Here is a 26,312-nt window from a genome sequence, read left to right as displayed (position 1 = left end):
ATGGCAAAGGCAAAGTTTGAACGGACGAAACCGCACGTCAACATCGGGACGATCGGTCACGTTGACCACGGCAAGACGACGCTGACGGCTGCGATCACCAAGTATTTTGGTGAATTCAAGGCCTATGACCAGATCGACGGCGCCCCCGAGGAGCGTGCGCGTGGCATCACGATCTCGACCGCGCATGTGGAATACGAATCGGAGAACCGGCACTATGCCCACGTGGACTGCCCCGGCCACGCGGACTACGTGAAGAACATGATCACGGGCGCTGCGCAGATGGACGGCGCGATCCTGGTGGTGAACGCGGCCGACGGCCCGATGCCGCAGACGCGCGAGCACATCCTGCTGGGCCGCCAGGTCGGCATCCCCTACATGGTCGTCTACCTGAACAAGGTCGACCAGGTGGACGATCCGGAGCTGCTGGAACTGGTCGAGATGGAAGTGCGCGAGCTGCTGTCGTCCTACGACTATCCCGGCGACGACATCCCGATCATCAAGGGCTCGGCGCTGGCGGCGCTGGAAGGCCGCGACAAGGAGATCGGCGAGGATTCGATCCGGGCGCTGATCGCCGCCGTGGACGAATACATCCCGACGCCCGAGCGCGCGGTTGACCAGCCGTTCCTGATGCCGATCGAGGACGTGTTCTCGATCTCGGGCCGGGGCACGGTGGTGACCGGCCGCGTCGAGCGTGGCGCGGTGAACGTGGGCGACGAGCTTGAGATCGTCGGCATCCGCCCGACGAAGAAGACCACCTGCACCGGGGTGGAGATGTTCCGCAAGCTCCTGGACCGCGGCGAGGCCGGCGACAACATCGGCGCGCTGCTGCGCGGCGTGGAGCGCGACGGGGTGGAGCGCGGCCAGGTGCTGGCGAAGCCCGGCTCGGTGACGCCGCATACCGAGTTCGAGGCCGAGGCCTATATCCTGACCAAGGAAGAGGGCGGCCGGCACACGCCGTTCTTCGCGAACTATCGTCCGCAGTTCTATTTCCGGACCACGGACGTGACCGGGACGGTTCGTCTGCCCGAGGGCACCGAGATGGTGATGCCGGGCGACAACCTGAAGTTCACGGTGGAGCTGATCGCGCCGATCGCGATGGAAGAGAAGCTGCGCTTCGCGATCCGCGAGGGCGGCCGCACGGTCGGCGCCGGCGTGGTGTCGAAGATCCTGAAGTGACGGGCTGGTCCGCGGCGGCCGGGTGGCGGGGCGCAGGCCCGCGCTGCCTTGCGCCGCGGGCTTTGCGCTCCGGGACCGTCATCGGGTGATCCCTGCCGGGATATCGCGATGAGGAAGGCCGCTCCGCGAGGGGCGGCCTTTGCCGTTTGGGGCGGCGCGGGCTTTCCGGGGCTCTGCCCCGGACCCCGGGATATTTGCACAAGAAAGAAGCGCGCGGGCGCGGGGCGGCCCAGGGCGAGGGCGCGCGGGCGGGTGCCGGGGCGTGGTTTTCAGATCAGTTCGGCAAGGCCCGCGCGACGGAATTCCTTGCGTATGCTGCCGATCGTTTTGTCCCGGTCGATATCGGACCGGGCCAGGGTCCGCAGCCCGCAACGCGCATCCGCGATCAAGCAGGCGCGGTATTCCACCGGGGCGCTCATGTAGCGCCAGATCGATTCCGTGCCGCAGCAGGACCGCCTGCAATTTTTCCGTGTCATGGAAGGCGATGCCATGCGGCGGCATTGGCGTCCCGTCCCGTCCGACCGGCCGGGCGAAGGCGGCAATGACCGGTGCGCAGTCGAGTGGGCGGCAGCGGGGCGCCAGCTTTTCGCGCGCCATGACGCTGTGCGGGCGGCGGCGCGGGATCAGGATTTTCTGGTCCACCCGGCCCAGCAGCTGGCGGTCGTGCATCGCCGATCTCCCTGGCGGGGCGGTGCGGGGTGACGAGCGTCTGGCCCGCGCCGGCTCTCCTATCCCGGGATTGCGGTGGCGCAAGCGCCGGGTCGGCCCCGGCCAGGCTTGACCGCGCCGGCCGAAGCGGCTAAAGGGGCGCCATCGCCGCCGCTCCTCGTCCTTTTTCACGGAGAATCGGTTGCATTGTGCCGGGCCGCCATGTAATGGGGCGGCCTGCTCTTATTTGATACGGTTCGATGCTGGCAGCGCGTGGTGCGCGGTCAGCCTCTCAACTGGAACTCCCCGCAAGAGGGATGATAATGCAAAGCCAGAATATCCGCATCCGGCTGAAGGCGTTCGATTACCGCGTCCTGGATGCCAGCACGCAGGAAATCGTCAACACCGCCAAGCGCACCGGCGCCCAGGTCCGTGGTCCGATTCCGCTGCCCAACAAGATCGAGAAATTCACCGTTCTGCGCGGTCCGCATATCGACAAGAAATCCCGCGACCAGTGGGAAATCCGCACGCACAAGCGCCTGCTGGACATCGTCGACCCGACCCCCCAGACCGTGGACGCCCTGATGAAGCTCGACCTCGCCGCCGGCGTGGATGTCGAGATCAAGGTGTAAGGAGGCTGACATGCTGCGGACTGGTGTTATCGCCAAGAAGCTGGGCATGACCCGGCTGTTCCTGGAAGACGGGCGTCAGGTGCCCGTCACCGTTCTGCACGTGGACAACGTGCAGGTCATCGCTCAGCGCACCGCCGAGAAAGACGGCTACGTGGCGCTGCAGCTCGGCGCGGGCGAGGCCAAGGCCAAGCGCACGACCGCCGCGCTGCGCGGCCATTTCGCCAAGGCGAATGTCGCGCCCAAGCGCAAGATCGCGGAATTCCGCGTCGCGCCGGAAAACCTGGTGGAAGTGGGCGAGGAGATCATCGCCGACCACTATTTCGAGGGCCAGTATGTCGACATCGCCGGCACCTCGATCGGCAAGGGCTTTGCCGGTGCGATGAAGCGGCACAATTTCGGCGGTCTGCGCGCCTCGCATGGCGTGTCGATCAGCCACCGCTCGCATGGTTCGACCGGCCAGTGCCAGGACCCGGGCAAGGTGTTCAAGGGCAAGAAGATGGCGGGTCACCTCGGGGCCGTCCGCGTCACCACCCAGAACCTGCAGGTCGTCAAGACCGATGCCGAGCGTGGCCTGATCATGGTCAAGGGCTCGGTCCCGGGTTCGAAGGGCGGCTGGGTCACGATCAAGGACGCCGTGAAGAAGCCGCTGGCCGAAAACACCGTTTTCCCGGCCGCGACCCGTTCGAAAGCTGCCCAGGCCGAGGCTGCCGCCCCCGCCGAGGCCGCCGCGCCCGAAGGAGACAACTGATGAAACTCGACGTTATCACGCTCGATGCCGGCAAGGCCGGGGACATCGACCTGAGCGATGACATCTTCGGGCTCGAGCCGCGTGCGGACCTGCTGCATCGCGTCGTGCGCTGGCAGCGTGCGAAAGCGCAGGCGGGCACCCATTCGGTGCTGGGCAAGTCGGATGTCAGCTACTCGACCAAGAAGATCTACCGCCAGAAGGGCACCGGCGGCGCCCGCCACGGTTCGCGCAAGGCGCCGATCTTCCGTCACGGCGGCGTCTACAAGGGCCCGACCCCGCGCTCGCACGCCTTCGACCTGCCCAAGAAGGTCCGCGCGCTCGGCCTGAAGCACGCGCTGTCGGCCAAGGCCGCCGCGGGTGAGCTGGTCGTCGTGGACAGCCTGAACATCGCGGAAGCCAAGACCGCGGCCGTCGCCAAGGCGGTCAAGGAAAACGGCTGGAAGCGGGTTCTGGTGATCGACGGCGCCGAAGTGAACGAGAACTTCGCCCGCGCCGCCCGCAACCTGGAAGGCGTCGATGTGCTGCCCTCGATCGGTGCCAATGTCTATGACATCCTGCGCCGGGATACGCTCGTGCTGACCCGCGCCGGTGTCGAAGCCCTGGAGGCTCGCCTGAAATGAGCGTGAAACCCGAACATTACGACGTGATCGTCAAGCCGATCATCACCGAGAAGGCGACGCTGGTCTCCGAGGCCAACGCCTATGTCTTCGAGGTGGCCAAGGATTCGAGCAAGCCGGCGATCAAGCAGGCCGTCGAGGCCCTGTTCAACGTCAAGGTGAAGGCGGTCAACACCACCATCACCAAGGGCAAGACCAAGCGTTTCCGCGGCCGCCCCGGCGTCCGCTCGGACGTGAAGAAGGCCTATGTGACGCTGGAAGCTGGCAACAGCATCGACGTCTCGACCGGCCTCTGATAGAAGCCGACGAATCGACGGCCCCGGCAGCGGGGCCGTCGCCTTTTGACTGAAACGGACCAATCACGGTCCAAAGCAACGGAAGACAGAGAGCATGGCACTCAAGTCGTATAAGCCGACGACGCCTGGCCAGCGTGGGCTGGTTCTGATCGACCGTTCGGAGCTTTGGAAAGGGCGCCCGGTCAAATCCCTCACCGAGGGGCTGACCAAGAACGGCGGCCGGAACAACACCGGACGGATCACGATGCGCCGCAAGGGCGGCGGGGCGAAGCGTCTCTACCGCATCGTCGATTTCAAACGCACCAAGTTCGATGTTTCGGCCACGGTCGAGCGGATCGAATACGATCCCAACCGCACCGCCTTCATCGCGCTGATCAAATATGAAGACGGCGAGCAGGCCTATATCCTGGCGCCGCAGCGCCTGGCCGTGGGCGACAAGGTGATCGCCGGCGCCAAGGTCGACGTGAAGCCCGGCAACGCCATGCCCTTCAGCGGCATGCCGATCGGCACCATCGTCCACAACGTCGAGCTGAAGCCCGGCAAGGGCGGCCAGATCGCCCGCTCGGCCGGCACCTATGCCCAGTTCGTCGGCCGCGACGGCGGCTATGCCCAGATCCGCCTCAGCTCGGGCGAGCTGCGCCTGGTCCGTCAGGAATGCATGGCCACCATCGGCGCCGTGTCGAATGCCGACCATTCGAACCAGAACCTCGGCAAGGCCGGCCGCAACCGCCACAAGGGCATCCGCCCGAGCGTGCGCGGCGTCGCGATGAACCCGATCGACCACCCGCATGGCGGTGGCGAGGGCCGGACCTCGGGTGGCCGCCACCCGGTCACCCCCTGGGGCAAGGGCACCAAGGGCAACCGCACCCGCACGAACAAATCGACCGACAAGTACATCCTGCGGTCGCGTCACGCGAAGAAGGGACGCTAATCCATGGCACGTTCAGTTTGGAAGGGCCCCTTTGTCGACGCATATGTGCTTCGCAAGGCGGAAAAGGCCCGCGAATCCGGCAAGTCGGATGTCATCAAGATCTGGTCGCGCCGTTCGACCATCCTGCCGCAATTCGTCGGCCTGACCTTCGGCGTCTACAATGGTCACAAGCACATCCCGGTCGCCGTGACCGAGGAGATGATCGGCCAGAAGTTCGGTGAATATTCGCCGACGCGGACCTATTACGGTCACGCCGCCGACAAGAAAGCGAAAAGGAAGTAATCGTCATGGGTAAGGAACAGAATCCGCGCCGCGTGGCGGAGAACGAGGCGTTCGCGAAGACCAAGATGCTGCGCACCTCGCCACAGAAGCTGAATCTGGTCGCGGCGCTGATCCGCGGCAAGAAGGTGGACAAGGCCCTGGCCGACCTGACCTTCTCGAAGCGCCGCATCGCCGGCGACGTGAAGAAATGCCTGCAATCGGCCATCGCCAATGCCGAGAACAACCATAACCTCGACGTGGACAATCTGATCGTCGCCGAGGCCTGGGTCGGCAAGAACCTGGTCATGAAGCGTGGCCGTCCGCGCGCCCGTGGTCGTTACGGCAAGATCATGAAGCCGTTTTCGGAAATCACCATCAAGGTGCGTCAGGTCGAGGAGCGCGCGTAATGGGTCAGAAGGTAAACCCCATCGGGATGCGTCTCCAGGTCAACCGCACCTGGGACAGCCGCTGGTATGCGGATGACAAGGACTACGGCAATCTGCTGCTGGAAGACCTGAAGATCCGCGACTTCATCCATCAGGAAGTGAAGCAGGCCGGCGTCAGCCGCGTCATCATCGAGCGCCCGCACAAGAAGTGCCGCGTCACGATCTATGCCGCGCGTCCGGGCGTGATCATTGGCAAGAAGGGCGCCGATATCGAGACCCTGCGCAAGAAGCTTGCGAACTTCACCGCCTCGGAACTGCACCTCAACATCGTCGAGGTCCGCAAGCCCGAGCTGGACGCCCAGCTGGTGGCCGAGTCGATCGCCCAGCAGCTGGAACGCCGGGTGTCGTTCCGCCGCGCCATGAAGCGCGCGGTGCAGAACGCCATGCGCATGGGCGCGCTGGGGATCCGGGTGAACGTCTCGGGCCGCCTGGGCGGCGCCGAGATCGCCCGCACCGAATGGTATCGCGAGGGCCGGGTGCCGCTGCACACGCTGCGCGCCGACATCGACTATGCGCTGTCGGAGGCCTCGACCCCCTACGGGATCATCGGCGTGAAGGTCTGGATCTTCAAGGGCGAGATCATGGAGCACGATCCGCAGGCCCGCGACCGCCGCGCCACCGAAGCGCAGGACGGCCCGTCGCCCCGCGGCCCGCGCCGTGATCGCGACCGCGACGCGCGCTAAGGAGAAGAAGCAATGCTGCAACCGAAACGGACCAAGTTCCGCAAACAGCACAAGGGCCGCATCCACGGCGAAGCCAAGGGCGGGTTCAACCTGAACTTCGGCTCCTACGCGCTGAAGGCCATCGAGCCCGAGCGCGTCACCGCGCGCCAGATCGAAGCGGCCCGCCGCGCGATCACCCGCCACATGAAGCGTCAGGGCCGGGTCTGGATCCGGATCTTCCCGGACGTGCCGGTTTCCTCGAAGCCGACCGAAGTGCGGATGGGTAAGGGCAAGGGTTCGGTGGACTACTGGGCCGCCCGCGTCCATCCCGGCCGGATCATGTTCGAGATCGACGGCGTGAACGACGCCATCGCCCGCGAAGCCCTGCGCCTGGGCGCGCAGAAGCTGCCGGTGCTGACCCGCATCGTCGCGCGCGAAGACTGGTAAGGCGGCGCGGGCGCGCCTCGGCGCCCCGCCCACCGAAGCGAGAGAGATGGGCCCCGCCGGAGAACGGCGGGGCGCTTCATTTGCAGCCCTTCCCGCAAAGAGGGTTGCCAAGAACCGGCGATGCCTGTATGGGCAAGCCTTCACATGAAACTCCACCGGAATCAGGGTGGCCCTGCATGGCAGGGGCTCTCCGGTGATGTTGAAAGGAAAAGGCGCATGAAAGCGCAGGAACTGAAAGACAAGACGCCTGACCAGCTGAAGGAACAGCTGCTCGCGCTGAAGAAGGAAGCGTTCAACCTGCGCTTCCAGCAGGCCACCGGCCAGCTCGAATCGACCGCCCGCATGCGCGCCGTCCGCCGCGACGTCGCCCGTGTGAAAACCATTCTGAACCAGAAAGCGGCGGAAGCCGCGGCGTCGAACTAAGGAGCCCGGTCCATGCCCAAACGCATCCTGCAAGGCAAGGTCGTCAGCGACAAGAACGAACAGACCGTCACCGTCCTGGTCGAGCGTCGCTTCAAGCATCCGCTGCTGCACAAGACCGTGCGGTCGTCCAAGAAATACCGCGCGCATGACGCGCAGAACCAGTTCAAGGTCGGTGACACCGTTCGCATCGTCGAATGCGCGCCGATCTCGAAGACCAAGCGCTGGACCGTGCTGACCGAAGCCACCGAGGCTTCGGCCTGAGGCCCAGTTTAATCGATACCCTGGGGCCGGCCCATGATCATGGTCGTGCCGGTCCCCAAAGGTCGGGAGTAACCAAATGATCCAGATGCAGACCAATCTGGATGTCGCTGACAACTCCGGCGCGCGCCGGGTGCAGTGCATCAAGGTCCTGGGTGGTTCGCACCGTCGCTATGCGTCGGTGGGCGACATCATCGTCGTCTCCGTCAAGGAGGCCATCCCGCGCGGCCGCGTGAAGAAAGGTGACGTCCGCAAGGCCGTCGTCGTGCGCACCGCCAAAGAAGTGAAGCGCGAGGACGGCACCTCGATCCGCTTCGACCGCAACGCCGCCGTCATCCTGAACAACCAGGGCGAACCGGTCGGCACCCGTATCTTCGGGCCGGTCGTGCGCGAGCTGCGCGCCAAGAACTTCATGAAGATCATCTCGCTCGCCCCGGAGGTGCTGTAATGGCTGCCAAGCTGAAAAAGGGCGACAAGGTCGTCGTGCTGACCGGCAAGGACAAGGGCAAGCAGGGCGAGATCGCCGCGGTGTTCCCGAAAGAGAACAAGGCGGTCGTTGACGGCGTCAACATCGCGATCCGTCACCAGCGCCAGACCCAGAACACCCAGGGCGGCCGCGTGGCGAAAGCCATGCCGATCGACCTGTCGAACCTGGCGCTGCTGGACAAGAACGGCAAAGCGACCCGCGTCGGCTTCCGCGTGGAAGACGGCAAGAAGGTCCGCTTCGCCAAGACCACGGGAGACGTGATCTGATGCTGGACCAAGCCAATTACACCCCGCGCCTCAAGTCGCTCTACAAGGACCAGATCCGCGCCACGCTCAAGGAAGAGTTCGGCTACAAGAACGACATGCAGATCCCGCGCCTGGACAAGATCGTCCTGAACATGGGCATCGGCGAGGCCGTCAAGGACACCAAGAAGGTCAAGCAGGGCGCCGAGGAGCTGTCGCTCATCGCGGGCCAGAAGGCCGTCATCACTAAGGCCAAGAAGTCGATCGCCGGCTTCCGCGTCCGTGAAGAGATGCCGCTGGGCTGCAAGGTGACGCTGCGCGGCGACCGGATGTATGAATTCCTGGACCGCCTGATCAACATCGCGCTGCCCCGCGTCCGCGACTTCCGCGGCGTCAAGGGCTCGGCTTTCGACGGCCGCGGCAACTATGCCATGGGCCTGAAGGAGCACATCGTTTTCCCGGAAATCAACTTCGACAAGGTCGACGAAGTTCTGGGGATGGACATCATCATCTGCACCACCGCGAAGACCGACGCGGAAGCGAAATCTCTGCTGAAGGCATTCAACATGCCTTTCAACAGCTGATCGCGGAGGGAAGAAGATATGGCTAAGAAATCCATGGTCGAGCGCGAGAAGAAGCGCGAGCGTCTGGTTCAGAAATACGCCGCCAAGCGCGCCGCGCTGAACGAGATCGTCCACGATCAGTCCCTGCCGATGGAAGAGCGCTTCAAGGCCAGCCTGAAACTGGCTGAACTGCCGCGCAACTCCTCGGCCACGCGTCTGCACAACCGGTGCCAGCTCACCGGCCGTCCGCATGCGTATTACCGTAAACTGAAACTGTCGCGGATCATGCTGCGCGAGCTCGGCTCGTTCGGCCAGATCCCCGGCATGGTCAAATCGAGCTGGTAAGGGGGCAATATGTCGATGAACGATCCTCTCGGCGATATGCTGACCCGCATCCGCAACGCGCAGATGCGCGGCAAATCGACCGTCCGCACGCCCGCCTCCAAGCTGCGCGCCTGGGTGCTCGACGTGCTCAAGGCCGAAGGCTACATCCGCGGCTACGAAAAGGTTGAAACCCCCTCGGGCCATACCGAGCTGGAAATCAGCCTGAAATACTACGAAGGCACCCCGGTGATCCGCGAGCTGGCTCGCGTGTCCAAGCCCGGGCGCCGGGTCTACGCTTCGGTCAAGGAGATCCCGCTGGTTCGCAACGGGCTGGGCGTCTCCATCGTCTCGACGCCGAAAGGCGTGATGTCGGATGCAGCGGCTCGCAACGCCAATGTCGGCGGCGAAGTCCTCTGCACCGTGTTCTAAGGAGGGCAGGATGTCTCGGATTGGTAAGAAGCCGGTCGAACTGCCCAAGGGCGTGACCGCCGAAGTGAAAGGCCAGACGATCGAGGTGAAGGGGCCGAAAGGCACCCGGTCCTTCACCGCGACGGATGACGTGACCCTGAAGGTCGAGGATGGCGGCGTCACCGTGACGCCGCGCGGGCTGTCCAAGCGCGCGCGCCAGCAATGGGGCATGTCGCGCTCGATGGTGGCGAACCTCGTGACCGGCGTCAGCGAAGGCTTCAAGAAAGAGCTGGAAATCCAGGGCGTCGGCTATCGCGCCCAGATGCAGGGCAAGACCCTGAAGCTGGCTCTGGGTTATTCGCATGACGTGAACTTTGAAACCCCGGAAGGCGTGACGATCACGGCCCCGAAGCAGACGGAAATCGTGGTCGAGGGCATCGATCAGCAGATCGTCGGCCAGGTCGCCGCGAACATCCGCGAGTGGCGCCGCCCCGAGCCCTACAAGGGCAAGGGCATCCGCTACAAGGGTGAGGTCGTCTTCCGCAAGGAAGGCAAGAAGAAGTAAGGGGCGCGAGAAATGGCACTGAACAAGAGAGAGCTGTTCCAGAAGCGCCGCCTGCGCGTGCGGAACAAACTGCGGGCCATCTCGGACGGTCGTCCGCGTCTGTCCGTCCACCGTTCTTCCAAGAACATCAGCGTCCAGGTGATCGACGATACGAAAGGGGTCACGCTGGCCTCGGCCTCGTCGCTCGAGAAGGACCTGGGCGTTGTCGGCAAGAACAACCTGGAAGCCGCGGCCAAGATCGGCGCTGCCATTGCGGAGCGCGCAAAGAAGGCCGGCGTCGAAGAGGTGATCTTCGACCGCGGCGGTTTCCTGTTCCACGGCAAGATCAAGGCTCTGGCCGACGCAGCCCGCGAAGGCGGTCTGAAGTTCTGATCTGATGCGGGCGGCGCTTTCCGATAGGGGCGCGCCGCCCCGATGATCCGGGGGCCGGTCGCCCGCGCGGCCGCCCACCAGGATTGGGTTCAACGGCGCGGATCGCGCGCCAGATTACAAGGAATGCCTGAATGGCAGAACGTGAACATCGTCGGGGTCGCCGCGAAGAGCGCGAGGAAACCCCGGAATTCGCCGACCGTCTGGTCGCGATCAACCGCGTGTCGAAAACCGTCAAGGGCGGCAAGCGCTTCGGCTTCGCGGCCCTGGTGGTTGTCGGCGACCAGCGCGGCCGCGTCGGCTTTGGCAAGGGCAAGGCGAAAGAAGTGCCCGAGGCGATCCGCAAGGCGACCGAGCAGGCCAAGCGCGGCCTGATCCGCGTGCCGCTGCGCGACGGCCGCACCCTGCATCATGACATCGAGGGCCGTCACGGCGCCGGCAAGGTCATCATGCGCACCGCCGTCCCGGGCACCGGCATCATCGCCGGCGGCCCGATGCGCGCCGTGTTCGAGATGCTGGGCGTCCAGGACGTCGTGGCCAAGTCGCAGGGCTCGCAGAACCCCTACAACATGATCCGCGCCACCATCGACGGCCTCAAGAAGGAAGCCTCGCCCCGCAACGTCGCCCAGCGTCGTGGCAAGAAGGTGGCCGAGATCCTGCCCTCGAACGACAAGCCGGCCGCCGAAGCCGCCGCCGAAGCGTAAGGAGAGGCAAGAATGGCTAAAACCATCGTCGTCAAGCAGATCGGCTCGCCGATCCGCCGCCCGGCCATCCAGCGCGAGACGCTGAAGGGCCTGGGCCTGAACAAGATGCACCGCACCCGCGAGCTGGAAGACACTCCGGCCGTGCGCGGCATGGTCGCCAAGATCCCGCATCTGGTCACCATCATCGAAGAGCGCGGCTGATCGTCCCGCCTCTGCCGGAAATCAAAACGCCCCGGAGCTGCTCCGGGGCGTTTTCGTTCATCCGTTAACCTTTCGCTAACCCGTTTCCCCTAGGCTCGGCCCATCTTCCAGCCGTTCGAGCCTGCCTTGCCCTGTCTGTTCCGCCCCCTGTTCCGCTGTGTTCTGCCGATCCTTCTGGCCTTGTCCGGCAGTGCGGTGGCCGGTCCCTGGCCGCGTGAGGAGAAGGGCGTCTTCCTGTCCTTCTCGGGCGAGCGCGACGTGCAGGGAAACGCCTATTCCAGCCTCTATGCCGAATATGGCCTGCGCCCGCGTGTGACGCTGGGGCTGGAACTCGGGCGGTCCAGCGGCGGGGAGACCAGCGCCATGTTCTGGCTGCAGCGCGCGCTCGACCGGGGCGAGGGGCCGAACCGCTTCTCGGCGGCGCTTGGCATGGGCGCGCTGGAGCGGCGCGGCGAATACCTGCCGCTGGCGCAGATCGCCGTGGGATGGGGGCGGGGCTTCGATTCGCTGCCGGTCCTGCGCCGCGTCCCGCGCGGCGGCTGGCTGTCGGTCGAGGCGCGCTACAAGATCGCCGGCGCGATGAAGGACGAGGCGGAGATCGCCGAACTCGCCGCCCGGGGTGCGGGGCTGCTAAGCTATCTCACCCCCGAATCCGAGGCCAAGGCCGAGCTTACCCTCGGCTGGCATGCCGGCGAGAGCCTGATGCTCATCGGCCAGGTCCGGGCCGAGGAGCGCGAGGACAGCGGCTTCGGCGCCAAGCTGGCCGTCACGGCGGTCCGCGACCTGATCGGGCCGGCAAGGCTGGAGCTGGGGATGATCGAGCCGCTTTCGGGGCTGGGCGAGCGCGCGGTGAAGCTTGGGCTGTGGGTGGCGTTCTGATCGCGCCGACCTTCAGGGCGTCGCGGGCGAACACCTTACGGCCGGGCGGGCCGCGGTCCGCCTCGTTCGCTCGGCAAAAGCGGGCGGCATCGGGGGATGCCGATCGGCCGGCGGATCGCGCGGCATGGGGCGCGGTCCGCGAGCGGGTCGGTGCGGCGTCCCGAGGCGAAGGATGTGCCCGGTCCTGGCGTGGGCCGGCCGCGACGCATTCTTGACGGGCCGCGCCCGGCGGGCCGGCTTTCCCGGGGTGGTCGTCTCGGGACCATGCCGGGGCCGGGCCAGCTTGACCGCGGCGGTGACAGCCGCTAGAAGCCGCCGGTGTCCCCGTGACACCGACTCAACAAGCAAGAAATGCCGTGTCCGCCCCCTTCGCTTCATGGGGCGCTTCCGGCCAAGGAGAAGCGATATGAAACTGCATGAACTCCGCGACAATCCCGGCGCGAACCGCAAGAAGAAGCGCGTCGCGCGCGGCCCCGGCTCGGGCAAGGGCAAGACCGCCGGCCGCGGCATCAAGGGCCAGACCTCGCGTTCGGGCGTGGCGCTGAACGGTTACGAAGGCGGCCAGATGCCGCTTTACCGCCGCCTGCCCAAGCGCGGCTTCAGCAAGCCGAATCGCCTGGAATTCGCGGTGGTGAACCTGGGCCAGCTGCAGGCCTTCGTCGACGCGGGCAAGCTGGACGCGAAAGCCGACGTGACCGAGGACGCGCTGGTCGCCGCCGGCGTCATCCGCCGCAAGCTGGACGGCGTGCGCGTGCTGGCCAAGGGCGAGCTCAAGGCCGCGCTGAACCTGACCGTCGCCGGTGCGTCGAAAGCCGCCGTCGAGGCCGTCGAGAAGGCGGGCGGCAAGCTCACCGTCACCCGCCCGGCGAAAGAAGCCGAGGCTGACGCTCCCGCGGCCGAATAAGCTGTTGAAGGGCGCGCCCGCGCCCCATAGATAGCTATCCAAGTTTTCCAGGCGCCGCGGGATCGGGAAACGATCCGGCGGCGCTGCCACGAAGGGGCACGAAGCATGGCGTCAGCCGCAGAACAGATGGCCGCGAACCTTTCCTGGGGCGCGCTCGGCAAGGCGACCGAGTTGCGCCAGAGGATCTGGTTCACCCTCGGACTTCTCATCATCTACCGCCTCGGCACCTATATCCCGGTGCCCGGCATCGACGGCGCCGCGCTGCGCAACTTCATGGACCAGGCGCAGGCCGGGCTGGGCGGCATCCTGTCCATGTTCACCGGCGGCGCGCTGGGGCGGATGGGCGTCTTCGCGCTTGGCATCATGCCCTATATCTCGGCCTCGATCATCGTGCAGCTTCTGGCCTCGATGGTCCCGGCGCTCGAGCAGCTCAAGAAAGAGGGCGAGCAGGGCCGCAAGAAGATCAACCAGTATACCCGCTACGGCACCGTGGCGCTGGCGCTGTTCCAGGCCTGGGGCCTTGCCGTCAGCCTGGAGCACGGCAACCTCGCGCATGAGCCGGGGATGTTCTTCCGGGCCTCGGTGGTCATCACCCTGGTCGGCGGCACCATGTTCCTGATGTGGCTGGGCGAGCAGATCACCGCCCGCGGCATCGGCAACGGCATCTCGCTGATCATCTTCGTCGGCATCGTGGCCGAGATCCCGGGGCACCTGGCGCAGTTCCTGGCGCAGGGCCGCTCGGGCGCCATCTCGACCCCGGTGATCCTGGGCGTGATCGTCATGGTCGCCGCGGTGATCGCCTTCGTGGTGTTCATGGAGCGCGCGCTGCGCAAGATCCACATCCAGTATCCGCGCCGTCAGGTCGGGATGAAGATCTATGACGGCCAGTCCAGCCATCTGCCGATCAAGGTGAACCCGGCCGGCGTGATCCCGGCGATCTTCGCCAGCTCGCTGCTGCTCTTGCCGGTGACGATCTCGACCTTCTCGGGCAACCAGACCGGCCCGGTCATGTCGACGATCCTGGCCTATTTCGGTCCCGGACAGCCGCTTTACCTGCTGTTCTTCGCGGCGATGATCATCTTCTTCACCTATTTCTACACGTTCAACGTCAGCTTCAAGACCGAGGACGTGGCCGAGAACCTGAAGAACCAGGGCGGCTTCATCCCCGGCATCCGCCCGGGCAAGCGGACCGAGGATTACCTGACCTATGTGGTGACCCGGATCCTGGTGATCGGCTCGGCCTATCTGGCCTTCGTCTGCCTCCTGCCCGAGATCATCCGCGACCAGCTGGCGATCCCCTTCTACTTCGGCGGCACCTCGGTGCTGATCGTGGTCAGTGTGGTGATGGACACGATCAACCAGGTGCAAAGCCACTTGCTCGCCCATCAATACGAAGGTTTGATCGAGAAATCGCAATTGCGCGGCAAGCGTGGCAAGACGGGGGCGGCCAAGCCCCGCAAGGCCCCCGCGCGCCGTTAAGGGGAAACCCACCATAAGGGGTAGGAGAGGGACGACATGGCGATCAACATCATTCTGCTGGGCCCGCCCGGCGCAGGCAAAGGCACGCAGGCCCGGCGGCTGATCGACGAGCGCGGCCTCGTCCAGCTCTCTACCGGCGACATGCTGCGCGAGGCGCGCAGCTCGGGCACCGAGATGGGCAAGCGTGTCGCCGAGGTCATGGACCGGGGCGAGCTGGTGACCGACGAGATCGTCATCGGGCTGATCCGCGAAAAGCTGGGGCAGGGCGGCAAGGGCTTCATCTTCGACGGCTTCCCGCGCACCCTGGCCCAGGCCGACGCGCTGCAGGCGCTGATGGCCGAGATGGACCAGCGCATCGATGCGGTGATCGAGATGCGGGTGGACGATGCGGCGCTGATCTCGCGCATCACCGGCCGCTTCACCTGCGGCAATTGCGGCGAGGTCTATCACGACGAGACCAAGCCGACGAAAGAGCCGGGCAAATGCGACGTCTGCGGCTCGACCGACCTGCGCCGCCGCGCCGACGACAACGAGGACAGCCTCAAGACCCGGCTGATGGAATATTACAAGAAGACCTCGCCGCTGATCGGCTATTACTATGTCAAGGGCAACCTGAACCCGGTGGACGGCCTGGCCGACATCGACGAGGTGGGGGCGCAGGTGGCCAAGGTGCTGGACCGGATTCCGTCCTAGGCTTGACCTTCCCTTGCGAATCCCTTAATTCGCAGCATCTCGCAAGAGAATCACCCGGGCGTCCCGGGTGCCGCTTCAAGGCCCGAAGGCATGGCTTTCGGGTCTTTGGTTGTGAAAAAAGGTTCCGGCGCTACGGAACCGCAACATGGAAAAGGAACCACGCGTGGCTCGTATTGCTGGCGTCAACATTCCGACGGGGAAACGCGTCCCCATCGCCCTGACCTATATCCACGGGATCGGCCCGAAATTCGCCGAACAGATCATCACGGCTGTCGGCATCGACCCGGCGCGCCGCGTGAACGATCTGTCGGATGCCGAGGTCCTGCAGATCCGCGAATATATCGACGCCAACCTCACCGTCGAAGGCGACCTGCGCCGTGAGACGCAGATGAACATCAAGCGCCTGATGGATCTGGGCTCGTATCGTGGCCTGCGCCACCGCCGCGGCCTGCCGGTCCGCGGTCAGCGCACCCATACCAACGCCCGCACCCGCAAGGGCCCGGCGAAACCGATCGCCGGCAAGAAGAAGTAAGAGGGGGCAGAGGCAATGGCACGCGATAAAACCCGTATCAAGCGCAAGGAACGCAAGAACATCGCCACCGGCGTGGCGCATGTTAACTCGTCCTTCAACAACACCAAGATCCTGATCTCGGACGTGCAGGGCAATGCGATCTCGTGGTCGTCGGCCGGCACCATGGGCTTCAAGGGCTCGCGCAAATCGACCCCCTATGCCGCGCAGATGGCCGCCGAAGACGCCGGCCGCAAGGCGCAGGAGCACGGCGTCCGCACCCTCGAGGTCGAGGTTCAGGGCCCCGGTTCGGGCCGCGAATCGGCGCTGCGCGCGCTGGCCGCCGTCGGCTTCAACATCACGGCCATCCGTGACGTGACCCCGATCGCGCATAACGGCTGCCGCCCGCCGAAACGCCGCCGGGTCTGATCGGCCAAGACTTTGACGCGTTCCGCGCCGTGTTTCGGCGCGGGCGCGCTTTTCGCATTTCACCTCGGGCGTTTCCGGCCACGGTCATGGGTCGGAAACTGGTATGGAGGCAAACGCATGATCCATAAGAATTGGGCTGAACTGATCAAGCCGACCCAGCTTGAAATCAAGCCGGGTGCCGATTCGTCCCGCGTGGCCACCGTCGTGGCGGAACCGCTCGAGCGCGGCTTCGGCCTGACGCTGGGCAACGCGTTGCGGCGGGTGCTGCTGTCCTCGCTGCAGGGCGCCGCCATCACCTCGGTTCAGATCGACAACGTGCTGCATGAATTCTCGTCCGTCCCCGGCGTGCGCGAGGACGTGACCGACATCGTCCTGAACCTCAAGGGCGTGACGCTGAAGATGGAAGTCGACGCGCCCAAGCGCCTGACGCTCTCGGCCAAGGGCCCGGGCGAGGTCAAGGCCGGCGACATCCAGGAAACTTCCGGCATCACCATCCTGAACCGCGACCACGTCATCTGCCATCTCGACGAGGGCGCCGAGCTGCACATGGAGCTGACCGTCGCCAACGGCAAGGGCTATGTCGCGGCCGACAAGAACCGCCCCGAGGACGCGCCCATCGGCCTGATCCCGATCGACGCCATCTTCTCGCCGGTCAAGCGCGTCAGCTACGAGGTCACCCCGACCCGCGAGGGGCAGGTTCTGGACTATGACAAGCTGACGATGAAGGTCGAAACCGACGGTTCGCTGACCCCGGAAGACGCCGTGGCCTATGCCGCGCGCATCATCCAGGACCAGCTTTCGGTTTTCGTGAACTTCGACGAGCCGGAAACCGCTACCCGCTCGGATGCCGAGGACGGGCTGGAATTCGACCCGCGCCTGCTGAAGAAGGTGGACGAGCTGGAGCTTTCGGTGCGTTCGGCCAACTGCCTCAAGAACGACAACATCGTCTATATCGGCGACCTGATCCAGAAGACCGAGGCCGAGATGCTGCGCACCCCGAACTTCGGCCGCAAGTCGCTGAACGAGATCAAGGAGGTGCTGTCCAGCATGGGCCTGCATCTCGGCATGGATGTCGTGGACTGGCCGCCGGAGAACATCGAGGATCTGGCCAAGCGTTTCGACGACCAGTTCTAAGGAATACCGGGGTGCCATGCCCGGCATGGCGCCCCGGAAGACCGGGCATTCCGCCCCAAGGAGAGCGGCCCGCAACGCATGGGCTGCCGGACAAAGCAAAAGACGTGAAGGAGAAACATCATGCGTCACGCCCGCGGCTATCGCCGTCTGAACCGCACCCACGAGCACCGCAAGGCGCTCTTCGCCAACATGGCCGGCTCGCTGATCGAGCATGAGCAGATCAAGACCACCCTGCCCAAGGCCAAGGAACTGCGTCCCATCGTCGAGAAGCTGATCACGCTGGCCAAGCGCGGCGATCTGCATGCCCGCCGTCAGGCGGCCGCCCAGCTCAAGCAGGACGATCACGTCGCCAAGCTCTTCGAGGTGCTGGGCCCGCGCTACAAGGACCGTCAGGGCGGCTATGTCCGTATCCTGAAAGCCGGCTTCCGCTATGGCGACATGGCCCCGATGGCAATCATCGAATTCGTCGAGCGCGACACCAGCGCCAAAGGTGCGGGCGACCGCGCCCGCCTGGAAGCCGAATCGGCTGCTGACGAATCGTAAGAAATTTAACTCTTTCTTAGGGTTAAGCGATCGTATAAGCCCGCAGCCACAGCAATGGCTGCGGGCTTTTTGCAACAGTCACGCGATTGTTGCCCGGCATGCGCAAAATGAACCGATCTGTTCATTTTCTCCAAATGGTTGCATGCGCCTTCGGAAAACATACGGGAATTGCAGGATCGCGGCGCGTCTTGCGCTCGGCGGGGAAAGGCGGCTATGCCCAAAGTGCCGCCGAGTTGACCCGACGGCAGTCCGAAAAACGTCGCTCGCAAGCACGGTATTGCTTGAATACACTGTGAACCGTGCCATTTTTCCTGGTAACTCGAAGAAAACGCAATCTGTCCAAAACGTCATGTCATCTCGCGCGGAAATCAATGCAGCACTCGCCAAGCTGAAAAAGCTCGCTCCGGCGGGCTATTTCATCGGGCTGCACATTCGTTTTGCTGCACCGCTGATGCAGTTCCAGACCTATAACAAGGAATGGGCTCAGCGCTATTCCGAACGGGCCTATGCCCTGCGCGACCCCACCATCGCCTGGGGCTTCTCGACGACCGGGGCCTGCCGATGGAGCGTGCTGCCCATCCCGGACCCGTTTTCGATTCTTCAGGACGCCGCGGATCATGGCCTGCGCTACGGGCTGGCGGTGGCGCACGGCCCGATCAAGTCGCGCACGATTTGCTGCTTTGCCCATGACAAACGGGAATTCACGGATGACGAGATCGAAGCGATCTCGACAATGGTACGACGGCTTCACGATATCACAGAGCCGCCGGAGAGCCTGACGAAGGCTCAGCAAGAGGCCCTTCGGTGTATCGCAGAGGGCGATCGTCATGCAGCGGCGGCTGCCAAGCTTGGTATTACGGAAAGCGCATTCAAGGCACGTCTCATCTCGGCACGCGAACGACTCATGGCGCGCACGACGGCCGAGGCGCTGCAACGGGCCAAGGACTACCGCTTGCTGTAATACGGTCCGTCCGCCGTTGCGGTTTACACCTGGGGGCCACCACCACAAAGAACCCCAGGAGAAGACCATGCAGACCACCACACTTTCCTTCGCCAACCTCCACAATCACGGCGAGCTCTTCGCGAATATCTTCCGCGCCCGCAAGCAGAGCTTCATCGTCCAGAAGCGCTGGAACCTGCCCCAGACGGACGACATGGAGTTCGACCAGTACGACACGCCCATGAGCCGCTGGGTGGCGATCCATGAAAACGGCCGGGTGCTGGCCGGCGTGCGCCTGACGCCCACCACGGCGCGCTGCGGCATGTATTCCTACATGATCCGCGATGCCCAGCTGGACCTGCTGGGCGGCTCGATCCCGCAGAACCTGCTGGACGAACCGGCGCCGGTCGAGGCCGGCACCTGGGAAGCCAGCCGGCTGTTCGTGGACCATACCATCCCGCAGCGCGAGCGGCGGCGCGTGCACCTGAACCTCGTGCACGAGATGACCAATTCGGCCCGTGAGCTTGGCGCCTCGCGCCTGGTCTGCCTGGTCGCCTCGACCTGGCCGCGCTGGCTGGTGCCCTGCGGTCTGGACGCGCAGGCCATGGGTCCGGTGGTCTGGATCGACGACGGCTATTTCCAGTGCGTCTCGATCAACCTGGCGGCCAAGATGCACTGATGCACGACGCCAGGAGGAGGGCCTTTCGCAGGTGATGCGGGCGGCGTAACATGTCGCCCGCATGGCAGACCTATTCGACACAGAGCCCCCCTTGGGCGAACCCGCGCGCAGCGCCGCCCGCCCCCTTGCCGACCGGATCCGTCCGGCGCGGCTGTCCGATGTCGTTGGCCAGGACAAGGTGCTTGGCCCCGACGGCCCGCTGGGCGCCATGCTCGGCGCCGGCAGCCTGTCCTCGCTGATCCTCTGGGGACCGCCAGGGGTCGGCAAGACCACCATCGCCCGGCTTCTGGCACAAGAGACGGACCTGGCCTTCGTGCAGATCTCGGCGATCTTTTCCGGAGTGCCGGAACTGCGCAAGGTGTTCGAGGCCGCCCGCCTGCGCCGGAGCCAGGGCCGCGGCACGCTGCTGTTCGTCGACGAGATCCATCGCTTCAACAAGGCGCAGCAGGACAGTTTCCTGCCGCATATGGAGGACGGCACCATCACCCTGGTCGGTGCCACCACCGAGAATCCCAGTTTCGAGCTGAACGCCGCCCTGCTGTCCCGCGCCCAGGTCATCGTGCTGGAGCGGCTGAGCCTTGCGGACCTGGAACGCCTCGCGCAGCGCGCCGAGCAGGAGCTGGGCCGCGCCCTGCCGCTGACCGGCGAGGCCCGCGACCGGCTGCTGGAAATGGCCGACGGCGACGGCCGCGCGGCGCTGAACCTGATCGAGCAGGTGATGGCCTGGAGGGCGACCGGCAAGCTCGACACCGACCAGATGGCGCAGCGGCTGATGCGGCGTGCGGCGAAATACGACAAGTCCGGCGACGAGCATTACAACCTGATCTCGGCCCTGCACAAATCGGTGCGCGGCAGCGACCCGGACGCGGCGCTTTACTGGCTGTCGCGGATGCTCGAGGGCGGCGAGGACCCGCGCTATCTTGCCCGGCGCCTGACCCGCATGGCGATCGAGGATATCGGCCTGGCCGATCCGGCGGCGCAGCGCCATTGCCTGGACGCCTGGGCGCTTTACGAACGCCTGGGCAGCCCCGAGGGCGAACTGGCGCTGGCGCAGGCGACGATCTATCTGGCGCTGGCGCCGAAATCGAACGCGGGCTATGCCGCCTACAAGGCGGCGCGCGACCTGGCGCGGCGCTCGGGCAGCCAGATGCCGCCCAAGCATATCCTGAACGCGCCGACCGGGCTGATGTCGGAACAGGGTTACGGCGCCGGCTATGCCTATGACCACGATGCCGAGGACGCCTTCTCGGGCCAGAACTATTTCCCCGACGGCATGAAGCGCCCCGTGTTCTACCTGCCCGTCGAGCGCGGATTCGAGCGCGATCTGAAAAAGCGCGTTGAATGGTTCGCCGGGCTGCGCCAGAAGCGGCGGGCAGAGGACAAAGCATGAAACATACCTTCCTTCAGGTCGCGCTGGGTGGGGCCTTGGGTTCCGCGGCGCGCTACGGGGTCAATATCTTGGCCGGCCGGCTGACCCCCGGCTTCCCGCTGGGCACGCTGAGCGTGAACATCGCCGGCTGCCTGGCGATGGGCCTGCTGGCGGCCTTGCTGGCGCATCGGGGCGGCCAGCATCTGGCGCCCTTCCTGCTGACCGGGATGCTGGGCGGCTTCACCACCTTTTCCGCCTTTGCGCTGGACACCATGACCCTGTGGGAGCGCGGCGCCGCCGTCACCGCGCTCGGCTATGTGCTGGGTTCGGTGCTGCTGTCGCTGGCGGCGGTGACCGCCGGGCTGGCCCTTGGCCGGGGGATCTTCGCATGAGCAGCGTGCAGACCATTCGCGTCGGCGCGGACGAGGGCGAGCAGCGCATCGACCGCTGGCTCAAGAAGCGGTTTCCGCAGCTGACCCAGGGCGCGGTCGAGAAATGGTGCCGGACCGGCCAGTTGCGCGTCGATGGCGGCCGGGTCAGGGCCAATACCCGCATCGAGGCCGGGCAGGAGGTGCGCGTGCCGCCTTTGCCCGAGGGCGCCGCCCCCGCGCCGGCGGCGAAGCCGCGCGTCAAGCTGTCGGATGCCGAGATGATCCAGTCCTGCGTGTTGTGGCGGGACGAGCACGTCATCGCACTGAACAAGCCGCCGGGCCTGCCCTCGCAGGGCGGCTCGGGGCAGGGCGACCGGCATGTGGACGGGCTGACCGAGGCGCTGATGTTCGGCTACAAGGACCGGCCGAAGCTGGTGCACCGGCTGGACAAGGACACGTCGGGGGTGCTGCTGCTGGCGCGCACCGACCGCATCGCCCGCGCGCTGTCCGAGGCGTTCCGGCACCGGCTGACCCGCAAGATCTACTGGGCCGCCGTGGCCGGCGTGCCGCATCTGCGCATGGGCTCGATCAAATACGGGCTGGTGAAGGCGCCGGGCCGCGGCCGGGGCGGCGAGGGCGAGAAGATGATCGCCGTGCATCCCTCGGATGTCGCGACGACCGAGGGCGCCAAGCGCGCCCATACCGATTACGCGGTGCTGGACGCGCTGGGCGGCCGGGTCGCCTGGGTGGCCATGGTGCCCGTCACCGGCCGCACCCACCAGCTGCGCGCCCATATGGCCGAGATCGGCCATCCCATCGTGGGAGACGGCAAATATGGCGGCTCGGGGCAGGAGAACCTGGGCGACGGCTGGGGCGCCCAGCTGGGCGGCGAGATCAGCCGCAAGCTGCACCTGCACGCCCGCATGATCCGCTTCGAGCATCCGATCACCAAGAAGCTGATCACCGTCACCGCGCCCTTGCCCGAGCATATGGCGCGCACCTGGAAGACTTTGGGCTGGGCCGAGCAGGACGTACCCGAAGACCCCTTTGCCGATCCCGCATAGGCCGCCATGAGACTGGTCATCTTCGACATCGACGGCACGCTGGTGGACAGCCAGCAGGAAATCACCCAGGCGATGAATCACGGCATGAGCGCCGCCGGCCTGCCCGAGATGGAGCCCGCGCGCATCCTGTCCATCGTCGGCCTGTCGCTGCCGGTCGCGGTCGAGCGGCTGCTGCCCGGCGCGGGCCCCGATCTGCACGAGCGCGTGGTGGCCGGCTATCGCGAATCCTTCATCGCCGCGCGCGCGGCCGGGGCGCTGCCGCCGCTTTATCCCGGCGCGCTGGACTGCCTTGATGCGCTGGCCTCGCTGGACCGTGTGGCGCTGGGCATCGCCACCGGCAAGCCGGCGCGGGGGCTGGCGGCGATTCTGGATGCGCATGGGCTGACCGCGCGCTTCGTCACCCGGCAATCGGCCGACGGCCATCCCTCGAAGCCGCATCCGGCGATGCTGGAAAGCGCGCTGTCGGAAACCGGCGTGGGCGCCGGGCGGGCGGTGATGGTCGGCGATTCCACCTTCGACATGGAAATGGCGCGGGCGGCCGGCATGGCCGGTTTCGGAGTCGGCTGGGGCTTCCGCCCGGCCGAGGCCCTGCAGGCGGCCGGGGCGCGGCTGGTGGCGCCGGATTATCCCGCGCTGACCCGGGCATTGCTGGAGTGGGCCGATGAGTGAATGGAAGGCGCGGCGCTTCTGGGCCTCGGTCGCGATCCACAAGGAAGAGGGCGCCTGGGCCGTGCTGCTGGACGAGCGCCCCCTGCGCACCCCGGGCAAGCAGCCGCTGCGCCTGCCGACCGAGGCGCTGGCGCTGGCCATCGCCGGGGAATGGCAGGCGGTGCACGAGGTGATCGACCCCAACCGCATGCCGCTGACCCGCGCCGCCAATTCGGCCATCGAGAAGGTCGTGCCGCAGTTCCACGAGGTTGCGGCGATGCTGGGCGATTACGGCGGCACCGACCTTCTGTCCTATCGCGCCGAGGCGCCCGAGGCGCTGGTGCGCGCCCAGGCCGCGGGCTGGGACCCGCTGATCGACTGGGCGGCGACCGAGCTCAGGGCGCCCCTGCGCATCACCCACGGCGTGATCCCGGTGCCGCAGGACCCGGCGGTGCTGCTGAAACTTCAGGCAGAAGTCGCGGCGCTGGACCCGTTCGGGCTGACGGCACTGCACGATCTCGTGACCCTGCCCGGCTCGCTGATCCTGGGGCTGGCGGTGATCCACGGCCGGATCGATGCCGAGACGGCCCATGCCCTGTCCCGGATCGACGAGGAATTTCAGGCACAACGCTGGGGCCGCGACACCGAGGCCGACGAGGCCGCCGCCGCCCGCCTGGCCGCCATGCGCGATTCTGAGCGGTTCTGGCGTCTCAGCCGCGGCTGAAACGGTTCGTTTGGGTTCTTTCTTGACGCATCGCCCTTCATCGGCACAATGCCGCTTATGGGGGCATAAACGCTCCTTGCTCAAACGGGCTCGCCAACGGGCCTCGCATCGGCTCATTCCTGGGCGAGACCGGGAACAACAGTGGGGAAATCAATGAAGAAATCAGTATTCTTCGGCTCGGTAACGGCGGTCGCCCTGGCGGCCTCGGGTGCTCTGGCCGCAGAAGGCGACACGCTGAGGGAGGTCAAGGCCCGCGACGTGCTGAACTGCGGCGTGAACACCGGCCTGATCGGCTTTGCCGCCCCGGACGCGAACGGCAACTGGTCCGGCTTCGACGTCGCCTTCTGCAAGGCCATGGCCGCCGCGGTGCTGGGCGACGCGACCAAGGTGAAATACGTGCCGACGACCGGGCAGACCCGCTTCACCGCGCTCTCCTCGGGCGAGGTGGACCTGCTGGCCCGCAACTCGACCTGGACCTTCCAGCGCGACACCGACCTCAAGCTCGACTTCATCGGCGTGAACTATTACGACGGCCAGGGCTTCATGGTCCGCAAGGACCTGGGCGTTTCCTCGGCCAAGGAGCTGAACGGCGCCACGATCTGCATCCAGACCGGCACCACGACCGAGCTGAACCTGGCCGACTATTTCAAGGCCAACAACATGGAATACCGGCCGGTCAACATCGACAGCAACGCCGAGGGCGAACAGCAATACATGGCCGGCGCCTGCGACGCCTATACCACCGACGCCTCGGGCCTGGCCGCGACCCGCGCCAGCTTCGCGGACCCGGAAAACCACATCATCCTGCCCGAGATCATCTCGAAGGAGCCGCTGGGCCCGGCGGTGCGCCACGGCGACAACAACTGGGGCGACATCGCGCGCTGGACGCTTTACGCGCTGATCGCGGCCGAGGAATACGGCGTCACCTCGGCCAATATCGACGAGCTGGCCAAATCCTCGCAGAATCCCGAGGTGCAGCGCCTGCTGGGCACCACCGACGAGCTGGGCAAGATGATCGGGCTGGACGCCGAATGGGCGAAGCGCGCCATCAAGGCCGGCGGAAACTATGGCGAGATCTTCGCCGCCACCATCGGCGAACAGACCCCCATCGGCCTGGCGCGCGGCCTGAACGCGCAATGGACCCAGGGCGGCCTGATGTATGCGATGCCGTTCCGGTAAGCGCATCCGACAAGGGCGGGCGGGGGCGCATCCCCCGCCCGCACATGACAAGCCGGCAAGCCAGAGGCCAAAGGCCCGAATTCAGCCGGATACAGGGGGTTAATACATGGTCACCTACACGGGGGCGGACACTCCGCCGTTCCGGTTGTCGATGCTGATCTATGATCGGCGCTATCGCTCGCTGACCCTGCAAGCCATCGTCTTCATCCTGGTGATGCTGGCGGCGAGCTGGCTGATCGACAACACGCTGCGCAACCTGTCCGCCATGGGCAAGACGCTCAGCTTCGATTTCCTTTTCCGCCGCGCGGGATATGACATTCCCCAGCAGCTGATCCCGTACAATTCCGACGATACCCATCTGCGCGCCACCGTGATCGGGCTGCTGAACACGCTGCTGGTCTCGATCCTGGGCTGCATCGCGGCGACGATCCTGGGCGTGATCGTGGGTGTGCTGCGCCTGTCCTCGAACTGGCTGATCGCGCGGCTGATGACGATCTATGTCGAGGTCTTCCGCAACATTCCCCTGCTTCTGTGGATCCTGGTCTGCCTTGCGATCTTTACCGAGGTCATGCCGCCGCCCAACGCCTATCGGGGCGAGAACCCGGCCGCGGACATGATCCTGTTCGACATGATCGCGCCGACCAACCGCTATACCGCCATCCCCTCGATCGGCATGACCAACCCGCCCGGCACCCTGTCGCTGGGGCGCGAGGGGATCAGCTGGGCCTTCATCGCCTTTGCCGTGGTCATCGCCGCCGCCTGGACCGGCTGGCGCGTGCTGCGGCGCTGGGCGCAGCGGGTGCAGGACCGGACCGGCAAGCGGCCGCGGACCTGGTGGATCAGCCTGGCGATGTTCGCCGTGCCGGTGCTGTTCCTGACCTGGTATTTCGGCCTGCACCTGATCCCGCCGGTGCTGCGCGGCTTCAACTTCGCCGACGGCATCAACCTCGACAACGCCTTCGTGGTGCTGTGGCTGGCGCTGACGCTCTATACCGGCGCCTTCATCGCCGAGATCGTGCGCGCCGGCATCCTGGCGGTCAGCCGCGGCCAGACCGAGGCGGCCTTTGCCCTGGGCCTGCGGCCGCGCCGCACCATGTCGCTGGTGGTTCTGCCGCAGGCGCTGCGGGTGATCGTGCCGCCGCTGATCTCGCAATACCTGAACCTGACCAAGAACAGCTCGCTGGCCATCGCCGTCGGCTACATGGACCTGCGCGGCACGCTGGGCGGCACCACGCTGAACCAGACCGGGCGCGAGATGGAATGCATGGTGCTGATGATGGGCATCTATCTGGCGCTCAGCCTGATCATCTCGGCCGGGATGAACATCTTCAACGCCCGCGTCAAGCTGAAGGAGCGGTGAG

39 protein-coding genes are annotated in these 26,312 nt (G+C 65.9%); 38 read left to right on the top strand and 1 reads right to left on the bottom strand.

Going from position 1 to position 26,312, the window contains the following annotated elements; translation table 11 throughout:
• Nucleotides 1–1,176: elongation factor Tu (gene tuf / locus PARJ55_RS0113795; protein ID WP_028713575.1), on the top strand; the 1,176-nt coding region annotated here is incomplete at its 5' end.
• 269 nt (nucleotides 1,177–1,445) lie between these two features.
• Here tuf and PARJ55_RS24015 read toward each other — a convergent pair.
• On the bottom strand, nucleotides 1,446–1,583 hold the full coding sequence (locus PARJ55_RS24015; RefSeq protein ID WP_198019362.1) for a hypothetical protein: 138 nt from the start codon (nucleotides 1,581–1,583) through the stop codon (nucleotides 1,446–1,448).
• 564 nt (nucleotides 1,584–2,147) lie between these two features.
• Between PARJ55_RS24015 and rpsJ the strand changes: the two genes are divergently transcribed.
• The 37 genes from rpsJ to PARJ55_RS0113605 all read left to right on the top strand — a co-directional run bounded on the left by rpsJ (nucleotide 2,148) and on the right by PARJ55_RS0113605 (nucleotide 26,311).
• On the top strand, nucleotides 2,148–2,456 hold the full coding sequence (gene rpsJ, locus PARJ55_RS0113785; RefSeq protein ID WP_010400227.1) for a 30S ribosomal protein S10: 309 nt from the start codon (nucleotides 2,148–2,150) through the stop codon (nucleotides 2,454–2,456).
• Between the two features lie 10 nt (nucleotides 2,457–2,466).
• Nucleotides 2,467–3,204 carry a 50S ribosomal protein L3 gene (gene rplC, locus PARJ55_RS0113780; protein ID WP_036698479.1) on the top strand — a complete coding sequence of 246 codons (738 nt, stop codon included), beginning with the start codon at nucleotides 2,467–2,469 and terminating at the stop codon, nucleotides 3,202–3,204.
• Nucleotides 3,204–3,824 carry a 50S ribosomal protein L4 gene (gene rplD, locus PARJ55_RS0113775; RefSeq protein WP_028713573.1) on the top strand — a complete coding sequence of 207 codons (621 nt, stop codon included), beginning with the start codon at nucleotides 3,204–3,206 and terminating at the stop codon, nucleotides 3,822–3,824. Before rplC ends, rplD begins: the two co-directional genes overlap by 1 nt.
• Nucleotides 3,821–4,117 (top strand): 50S ribosomal protein L23, encoded by a 297-nt coding sequence (locus PARJ55_RS0113770; protein WP_028713572.1) that lies wholly within the window; start codon nucleotides 3,821–3,823, stop codon nucleotides 4,115–4,117. Before rplD ends, PARJ55_RS0113770 begins: the two co-directional genes overlap by 4 nt.
• Before the next feature lie 94 nt (nucleotides 4,118–4,211).
• On the top strand, nucleotides 4,212–5,048 hold the full coding sequence (gene rplB, locus PARJ55_RS0113765) for a 50S ribosomal protein L2 (RefSeq protein WP_028713571.1): 837 nt from the start codon (nucleotides 4,212–4,214) through the stop codon (nucleotides 5,046–5,048).
• 3 nt (nucleotides 5,049–5,051) lie between these two features.
• Nucleotides 5,052–5,330 (top strand): 30S ribosomal protein S19, encoded by a 279-nt coding sequence (gene rpsS / locus PARJ55_RS0113760; RefSeq protein WP_028713570.1) that lies wholly within the window; start codon nucleotides 5,052–5,054, stop codon nucleotides 5,328–5,330.
• A gap of 5 nt (nucleotides 5,331–5,335) precedes the next feature.
• On the top strand, nucleotides 5,336–5,716 hold the full coding sequence (gene rplV, locus PARJ55_RS0113755) for a 50S ribosomal protein L22 (RefSeq protein WP_036698477.1): 381 nt from the start codon (nucleotides 5,336–5,338) through the stop codon (nucleotides 5,714–5,716).
• Nucleotides 5,716–6,438 (top strand): 30S ribosomal protein S3, encoded by a 723-nt coding sequence (rpsC, locus tag PARJ55_RS0113750; protein WP_028713568.1) that lies wholly within the window; start codon nucleotides 5,716–5,718, stop codon nucleotides 6,436–6,438. Before rplV ends, rpsC begins: the two co-directional genes overlap by 1 nt.
• A 12-nt stretch (nucleotides 6,439–6,450) precedes the next feature.
• Nucleotides 6,451–6,864 carry a 50S ribosomal protein L16 gene (gene rplP, locus PARJ55_RS0113745; protein ID WP_024844057.1) on the top strand — a complete coding sequence of 138 codons (414 nt, stop codon included), beginning with the start codon at nucleotides 6,451–6,453 and terminating at the stop codon, nucleotides 6,862–6,864.
• Between the two features lie 216 nt (nucleotides 6,865–7,080).
• Nucleotides 7,081–7,287, top strand: coding sequence for a 50S ribosomal protein L29 (rpmC, locus tag PARJ55_RS0113740; protein WP_028713567.1), 207 nt, complete (start codon nucleotides 7,081–7,083; stop codon nucleotides 7,285–7,287).
• Nucleotides 7,288–7,299: 12 nt separating this feature from the next.
• On the top strand, nucleotides 7,300–7,548 hold the full coding sequence (gene rpsQ / locus PARJ55_RS0113735) for a 30S ribosomal protein S17 (RefSeq protein WP_028713566.1): 249 nt from the start codon (nucleotides 7,300–7,302) through the stop codon (nucleotides 7,546–7,548).
• Nucleotides 7,549–7,624: 76 nt separating this feature from the next.
• Complete coding sequence (gene rplN / locus PARJ55_RS0113730; RefSeq protein ID WP_010400243.1) at nucleotides 7,625–7,993, top strand: 50S ribosomal protein L14; 369 nt, start codon at nucleotides 7,625–7,627, stop codon at nucleotides 7,991–7,993.
• Nucleotides 7,993–8,298 (top strand): 50S ribosomal protein L24, encoded by a 306-nt coding sequence (gene rplX, locus PARJ55_RS0113725; protein ID WP_028713565.1) that lies wholly within the window; start codon nucleotides 7,993–7,995, stop codon nucleotides 8,296–8,298. Before rplN ends, rplX begins: the two co-directional genes overlap by 1 nt.
• A complete protein-coding gene (gene rplE, locus PARJ55_RS0113720) occupies nucleotides 8,298–8,858 on the top strand; it encodes a 50S ribosomal protein L5 (protein ID WP_036698471.1) in 561 nt (186 codons plus the stop codon). The genes rplX and rplE overlap by 1 nt, the downstream gene beginning before the upstream one ends.
• An 18-nt stretch (nucleotides 8,859–8,876) precedes the next feature.
• Entirely contained in the window at nucleotides 8,877–9,182 is a 306-nt protein-coding gene (rpsN, locus tag PARJ55_RS0113715) for a 30S ribosomal protein S14 (protein ID WP_019351974.1), read from the top strand.
• Nucleotides 9,183–9,191: 9 nt separating this feature from the next.
• Entirely contained in the window at nucleotides 9,192–9,590 is a 399-nt protein-coding gene (gene rpsH / locus PARJ55_RS0113710; protein WP_028713563.1) for a 30S ribosomal protein S8, read from the top strand.
• 10 nt (nucleotides 9,591–9,600) lie between these two features.
• A complete protein-coding gene (gene rplF / locus PARJ55_RS0113705; RefSeq protein WP_028713562.1) occupies nucleotides 9,601–10,134 on the top strand; it encodes a 50S ribosomal protein L6 in 534 nt (177 codons plus the stop codon).
• 12 nt (nucleotides 10,135–10,146) lie between these two features.
• Nucleotides 10,147–10,506 (top strand): 50S ribosomal protein L18, encoded by a 360-nt coding sequence (gene rplR / locus PARJ55_RS0113700; RefSeq protein WP_036698468.1) that lies wholly within the window; start codon nucleotides 10,147–10,149, stop codon nucleotides 10,504–10,506.
• Nucleotides 10,507–10,637: 131 nt separating this feature from the next.
• Nucleotides 10,638–11,207, top strand: coding sequence for a 30S ribosomal protein S5 (gene rpsE / locus PARJ55_RS0113695; protein WP_028713560.1), 570 nt, complete (start codon nucleotides 10,638–10,640; stop codon nucleotides 11,205–11,207).
• 12 nt (nucleotides 11,208–11,219) lie between these two features.
• A complete protein-coding gene (gene rpmD, locus PARJ55_RS0113690) occupies nucleotides 11,220–11,408 on the top strand; it encodes a 50S ribosomal protein L30 (protein ID WP_028713559.1) in 189 nt (62 codons plus the stop codon).
• 195 nt (nucleotides 11,409–11,603) lie between these two features.
• Nucleotides 11,604–12,287, top strand: a complete 684-nt coding sequence (locus tag PARJ55_RS0113685; RefSeq protein WP_232215711.1) for a hypothetical protein — start codon at nucleotides 11,604–11,606, stop codon at nucleotides 12,285–12,287.
• A 406-nt stretch (nucleotides 12,288–12,693) separates the two neighbouring features.
• A complete protein-coding gene (gene rplO, locus PARJ55_RS0113680) occupies nucleotides 12,694–13,191 on the top strand; it encodes a 50S ribosomal protein L15 (RefSeq protein ID WP_028713557.1) in 498 nt (165 codons plus the stop codon).
• Between the two features lie 105 nt (nucleotides 13,192–13,296).
• The gene (secY, locus tag PARJ55_RS0113675) at nucleotides 13,297–14,670 is read left to right on the top strand and encodes a preprotein translocase subunit SecY (RefSeq protein ID WP_028713556.1); all 1,374 of its coding nucleotides are present in this window, start codon (nucleotides 13,297–13,299) and stop codon (nucleotides 14,668–14,670) included.
• A 36-nt stretch (nucleotides 14,671–14,706) separates the two neighbouring features.
• Complete coding sequence (locus tag PARJ55_RS0113670) at nucleotides 14,707–15,363, top strand: adenylate kinase (RefSeq protein WP_028713555.1); 657 nt, start codon at nucleotides 14,707–14,709, stop codon at nucleotides 15,361–15,363.
• Between the two features lie 163 nt (nucleotides 15,364–15,526).
• Nucleotides 15,527–15,895 (top strand): 30S ribosomal protein S13, encoded by a 369-nt coding sequence (rpsM, locus tag PARJ55_RS0113665; RefSeq protein WP_028713554.1) that lies wholly within the window; start codon nucleotides 15,527–15,529, stop codon nucleotides 15,893–15,895.
• 15 nt (nucleotides 15,896–15,910) lie between these two features.
• Nucleotides 15,911–16,300, top strand: coding sequence for a 30S ribosomal protein S11 (gene rpsK, locus PARJ55_RS0113660; RefSeq protein ID WP_028713553.1), 390 nt, complete (start codon nucleotides 15,911–15,913; stop codon nucleotides 16,298–16,300).
• A 117-nt stretch (nucleotides 16,301–16,417) separates the two neighbouring features.
• Entirely contained in the window at nucleotides 16,418–17,434 is a 1,017-nt protein-coding gene (locus PARJ55_RS0113655) for a DNA-directed RNA polymerase subunit alpha (protein ID WP_028713552.1), read from the top strand.
• Between the two features lie 120 nt (nucleotides 17,435–17,554).
• Nucleotides 17,555–17,977, top strand: a complete 423-nt coding sequence (gene rplQ / locus PARJ55_RS0113650; protein ID WP_028713551.1) for a 50S ribosomal protein L17 — start codon at nucleotides 17,555–17,557, stop codon at nucleotides 17,975–17,977.
• Nucleotides 17,978–18,326: 349 nt separating this feature from the next.
• Nucleotides 18,327–18,938: an autoinducer binding domain-containing protein gene (locus PARJ55_RS0113645; protein WP_028713550.1), complete on the top strand. Its 612-nt coding sequence runs from the start codon at nucleotides 18,327–18,329 to the stop codon at nucleotides 18,936–18,938.
• Between the two features lie 67 nt (nucleotides 18,939–19,005).
• Nucleotides 19,006–19,596, top strand: coding sequence for an acyl-homoserine-lactone synthase (locus tag PARJ55_RS0113640; protein ID WP_028713549.1), 591 nt, complete (start codon nucleotides 19,006–19,008; stop codon nucleotides 19,594–19,596).
• Between the two features lie 61 nt (nucleotides 19,597–19,657).
• Nucleotides 19,658–20,986 (top strand): replication-associated recombination protein A, encoded by a 1,329-nt coding sequence (locus PARJ55_RS0113635; protein ID WP_028713548.1) that lies wholly within the window; start codon nucleotides 19,658–19,660, stop codon nucleotides 20,984–20,986.
• Nucleotides 20,983–21,357: a fluoride efflux transporter CrcB gene (gene crcB / locus PARJ55_RS0113630; RefSeq protein ID WP_028713547.1), complete on the top strand. Its 375-nt coding sequence runs from the start codon at nucleotides 20,983–20,985 to the stop codon at nucleotides 21,355–21,357. Before PARJ55_RS0113635 ends, crcB begins: the two co-directional genes overlap by 4 nt.
• Nucleotides 21,354–22,400, top strand: a complete 1,047-nt coding sequence (locus tag PARJ55_RS0113625; RefSeq protein ID WP_028713546.1) for an RluA family pseudouridine synthase — start codon at nucleotides 21,354–21,356, stop codon at nucleotides 22,398–22,400. Before crcB ends, PARJ55_RS0113625 begins: the two co-directional genes overlap by 4 nt.
• Before the next feature lie 6 nt (nucleotides 22,401–22,406).
• Nucleotides 22,407–23,069, top strand: a complete 663-nt coding sequence (locus PARJ55_RS0113620; RefSeq protein ID WP_028713545.1) for an HAD family hydrolase — start codon at nucleotides 22,407–22,409, stop codon at nucleotides 23,067–23,069.
• Nucleotides 23,062–23,772 carry an ATP12 family chaperone protein gene (locus PARJ55_RS0113615; protein ID WP_028713544.1) on the top strand — a complete coding sequence of 237 codons (711 nt, stop codon included), beginning with the start codon at nucleotides 23,062–23,064 and terminating at the stop codon, nucleotides 23,770–23,772. Before PARJ55_RS0113620 ends, PARJ55_RS0113615 begins: the two co-directional genes overlap by 8 nt.
• A 153-nt stretch (nucleotides 23,773–23,925) precedes the next feature.
• A complete protein-coding gene (locus PARJ55_RS0113610) occupies nucleotides 23,926–24,951 on the top strand; it encodes an amino acid ABC transporter substrate-binding protein (RefSeq protein WP_028713543.1) in 1,026 nt (341 codons plus the stop codon).
• A gap of 106 nt (nucleotides 24,952–25,057) precedes the next feature.
• The gene (locus tag PARJ55_RS0113605) at nucleotides 25,058–26,311 is read left to right on the top strand and encodes an amino acid ABC transporter permease (RefSeq protein ID WP_028713542.1); all 1,254 of its coding nucleotides are present in this window, start codon (nucleotides 25,058–25,060) and stop codon (nucleotides 26,309–26,311) included.
• The last annotated feature ends 1 nt before the right edge of the window (nucleotide 26,312 follow it).

Origin of the sequence: Paracoccus sp. J55, from assembly GCF_000513975.1 — a bacterium.
In the GTDB taxonomy this organism is placed as follows: domain Bacteria; phylum Pseudomonadota; class Alphaproteobacteria; order Rhodobacterales; family Rhodobacteraceae; genus Paracoccus.
The sequence above is the reverse complement of the archived record's forward strand: the minus strand, read 5'-3'. Positions and strand labels throughout refer to the sequence as shown.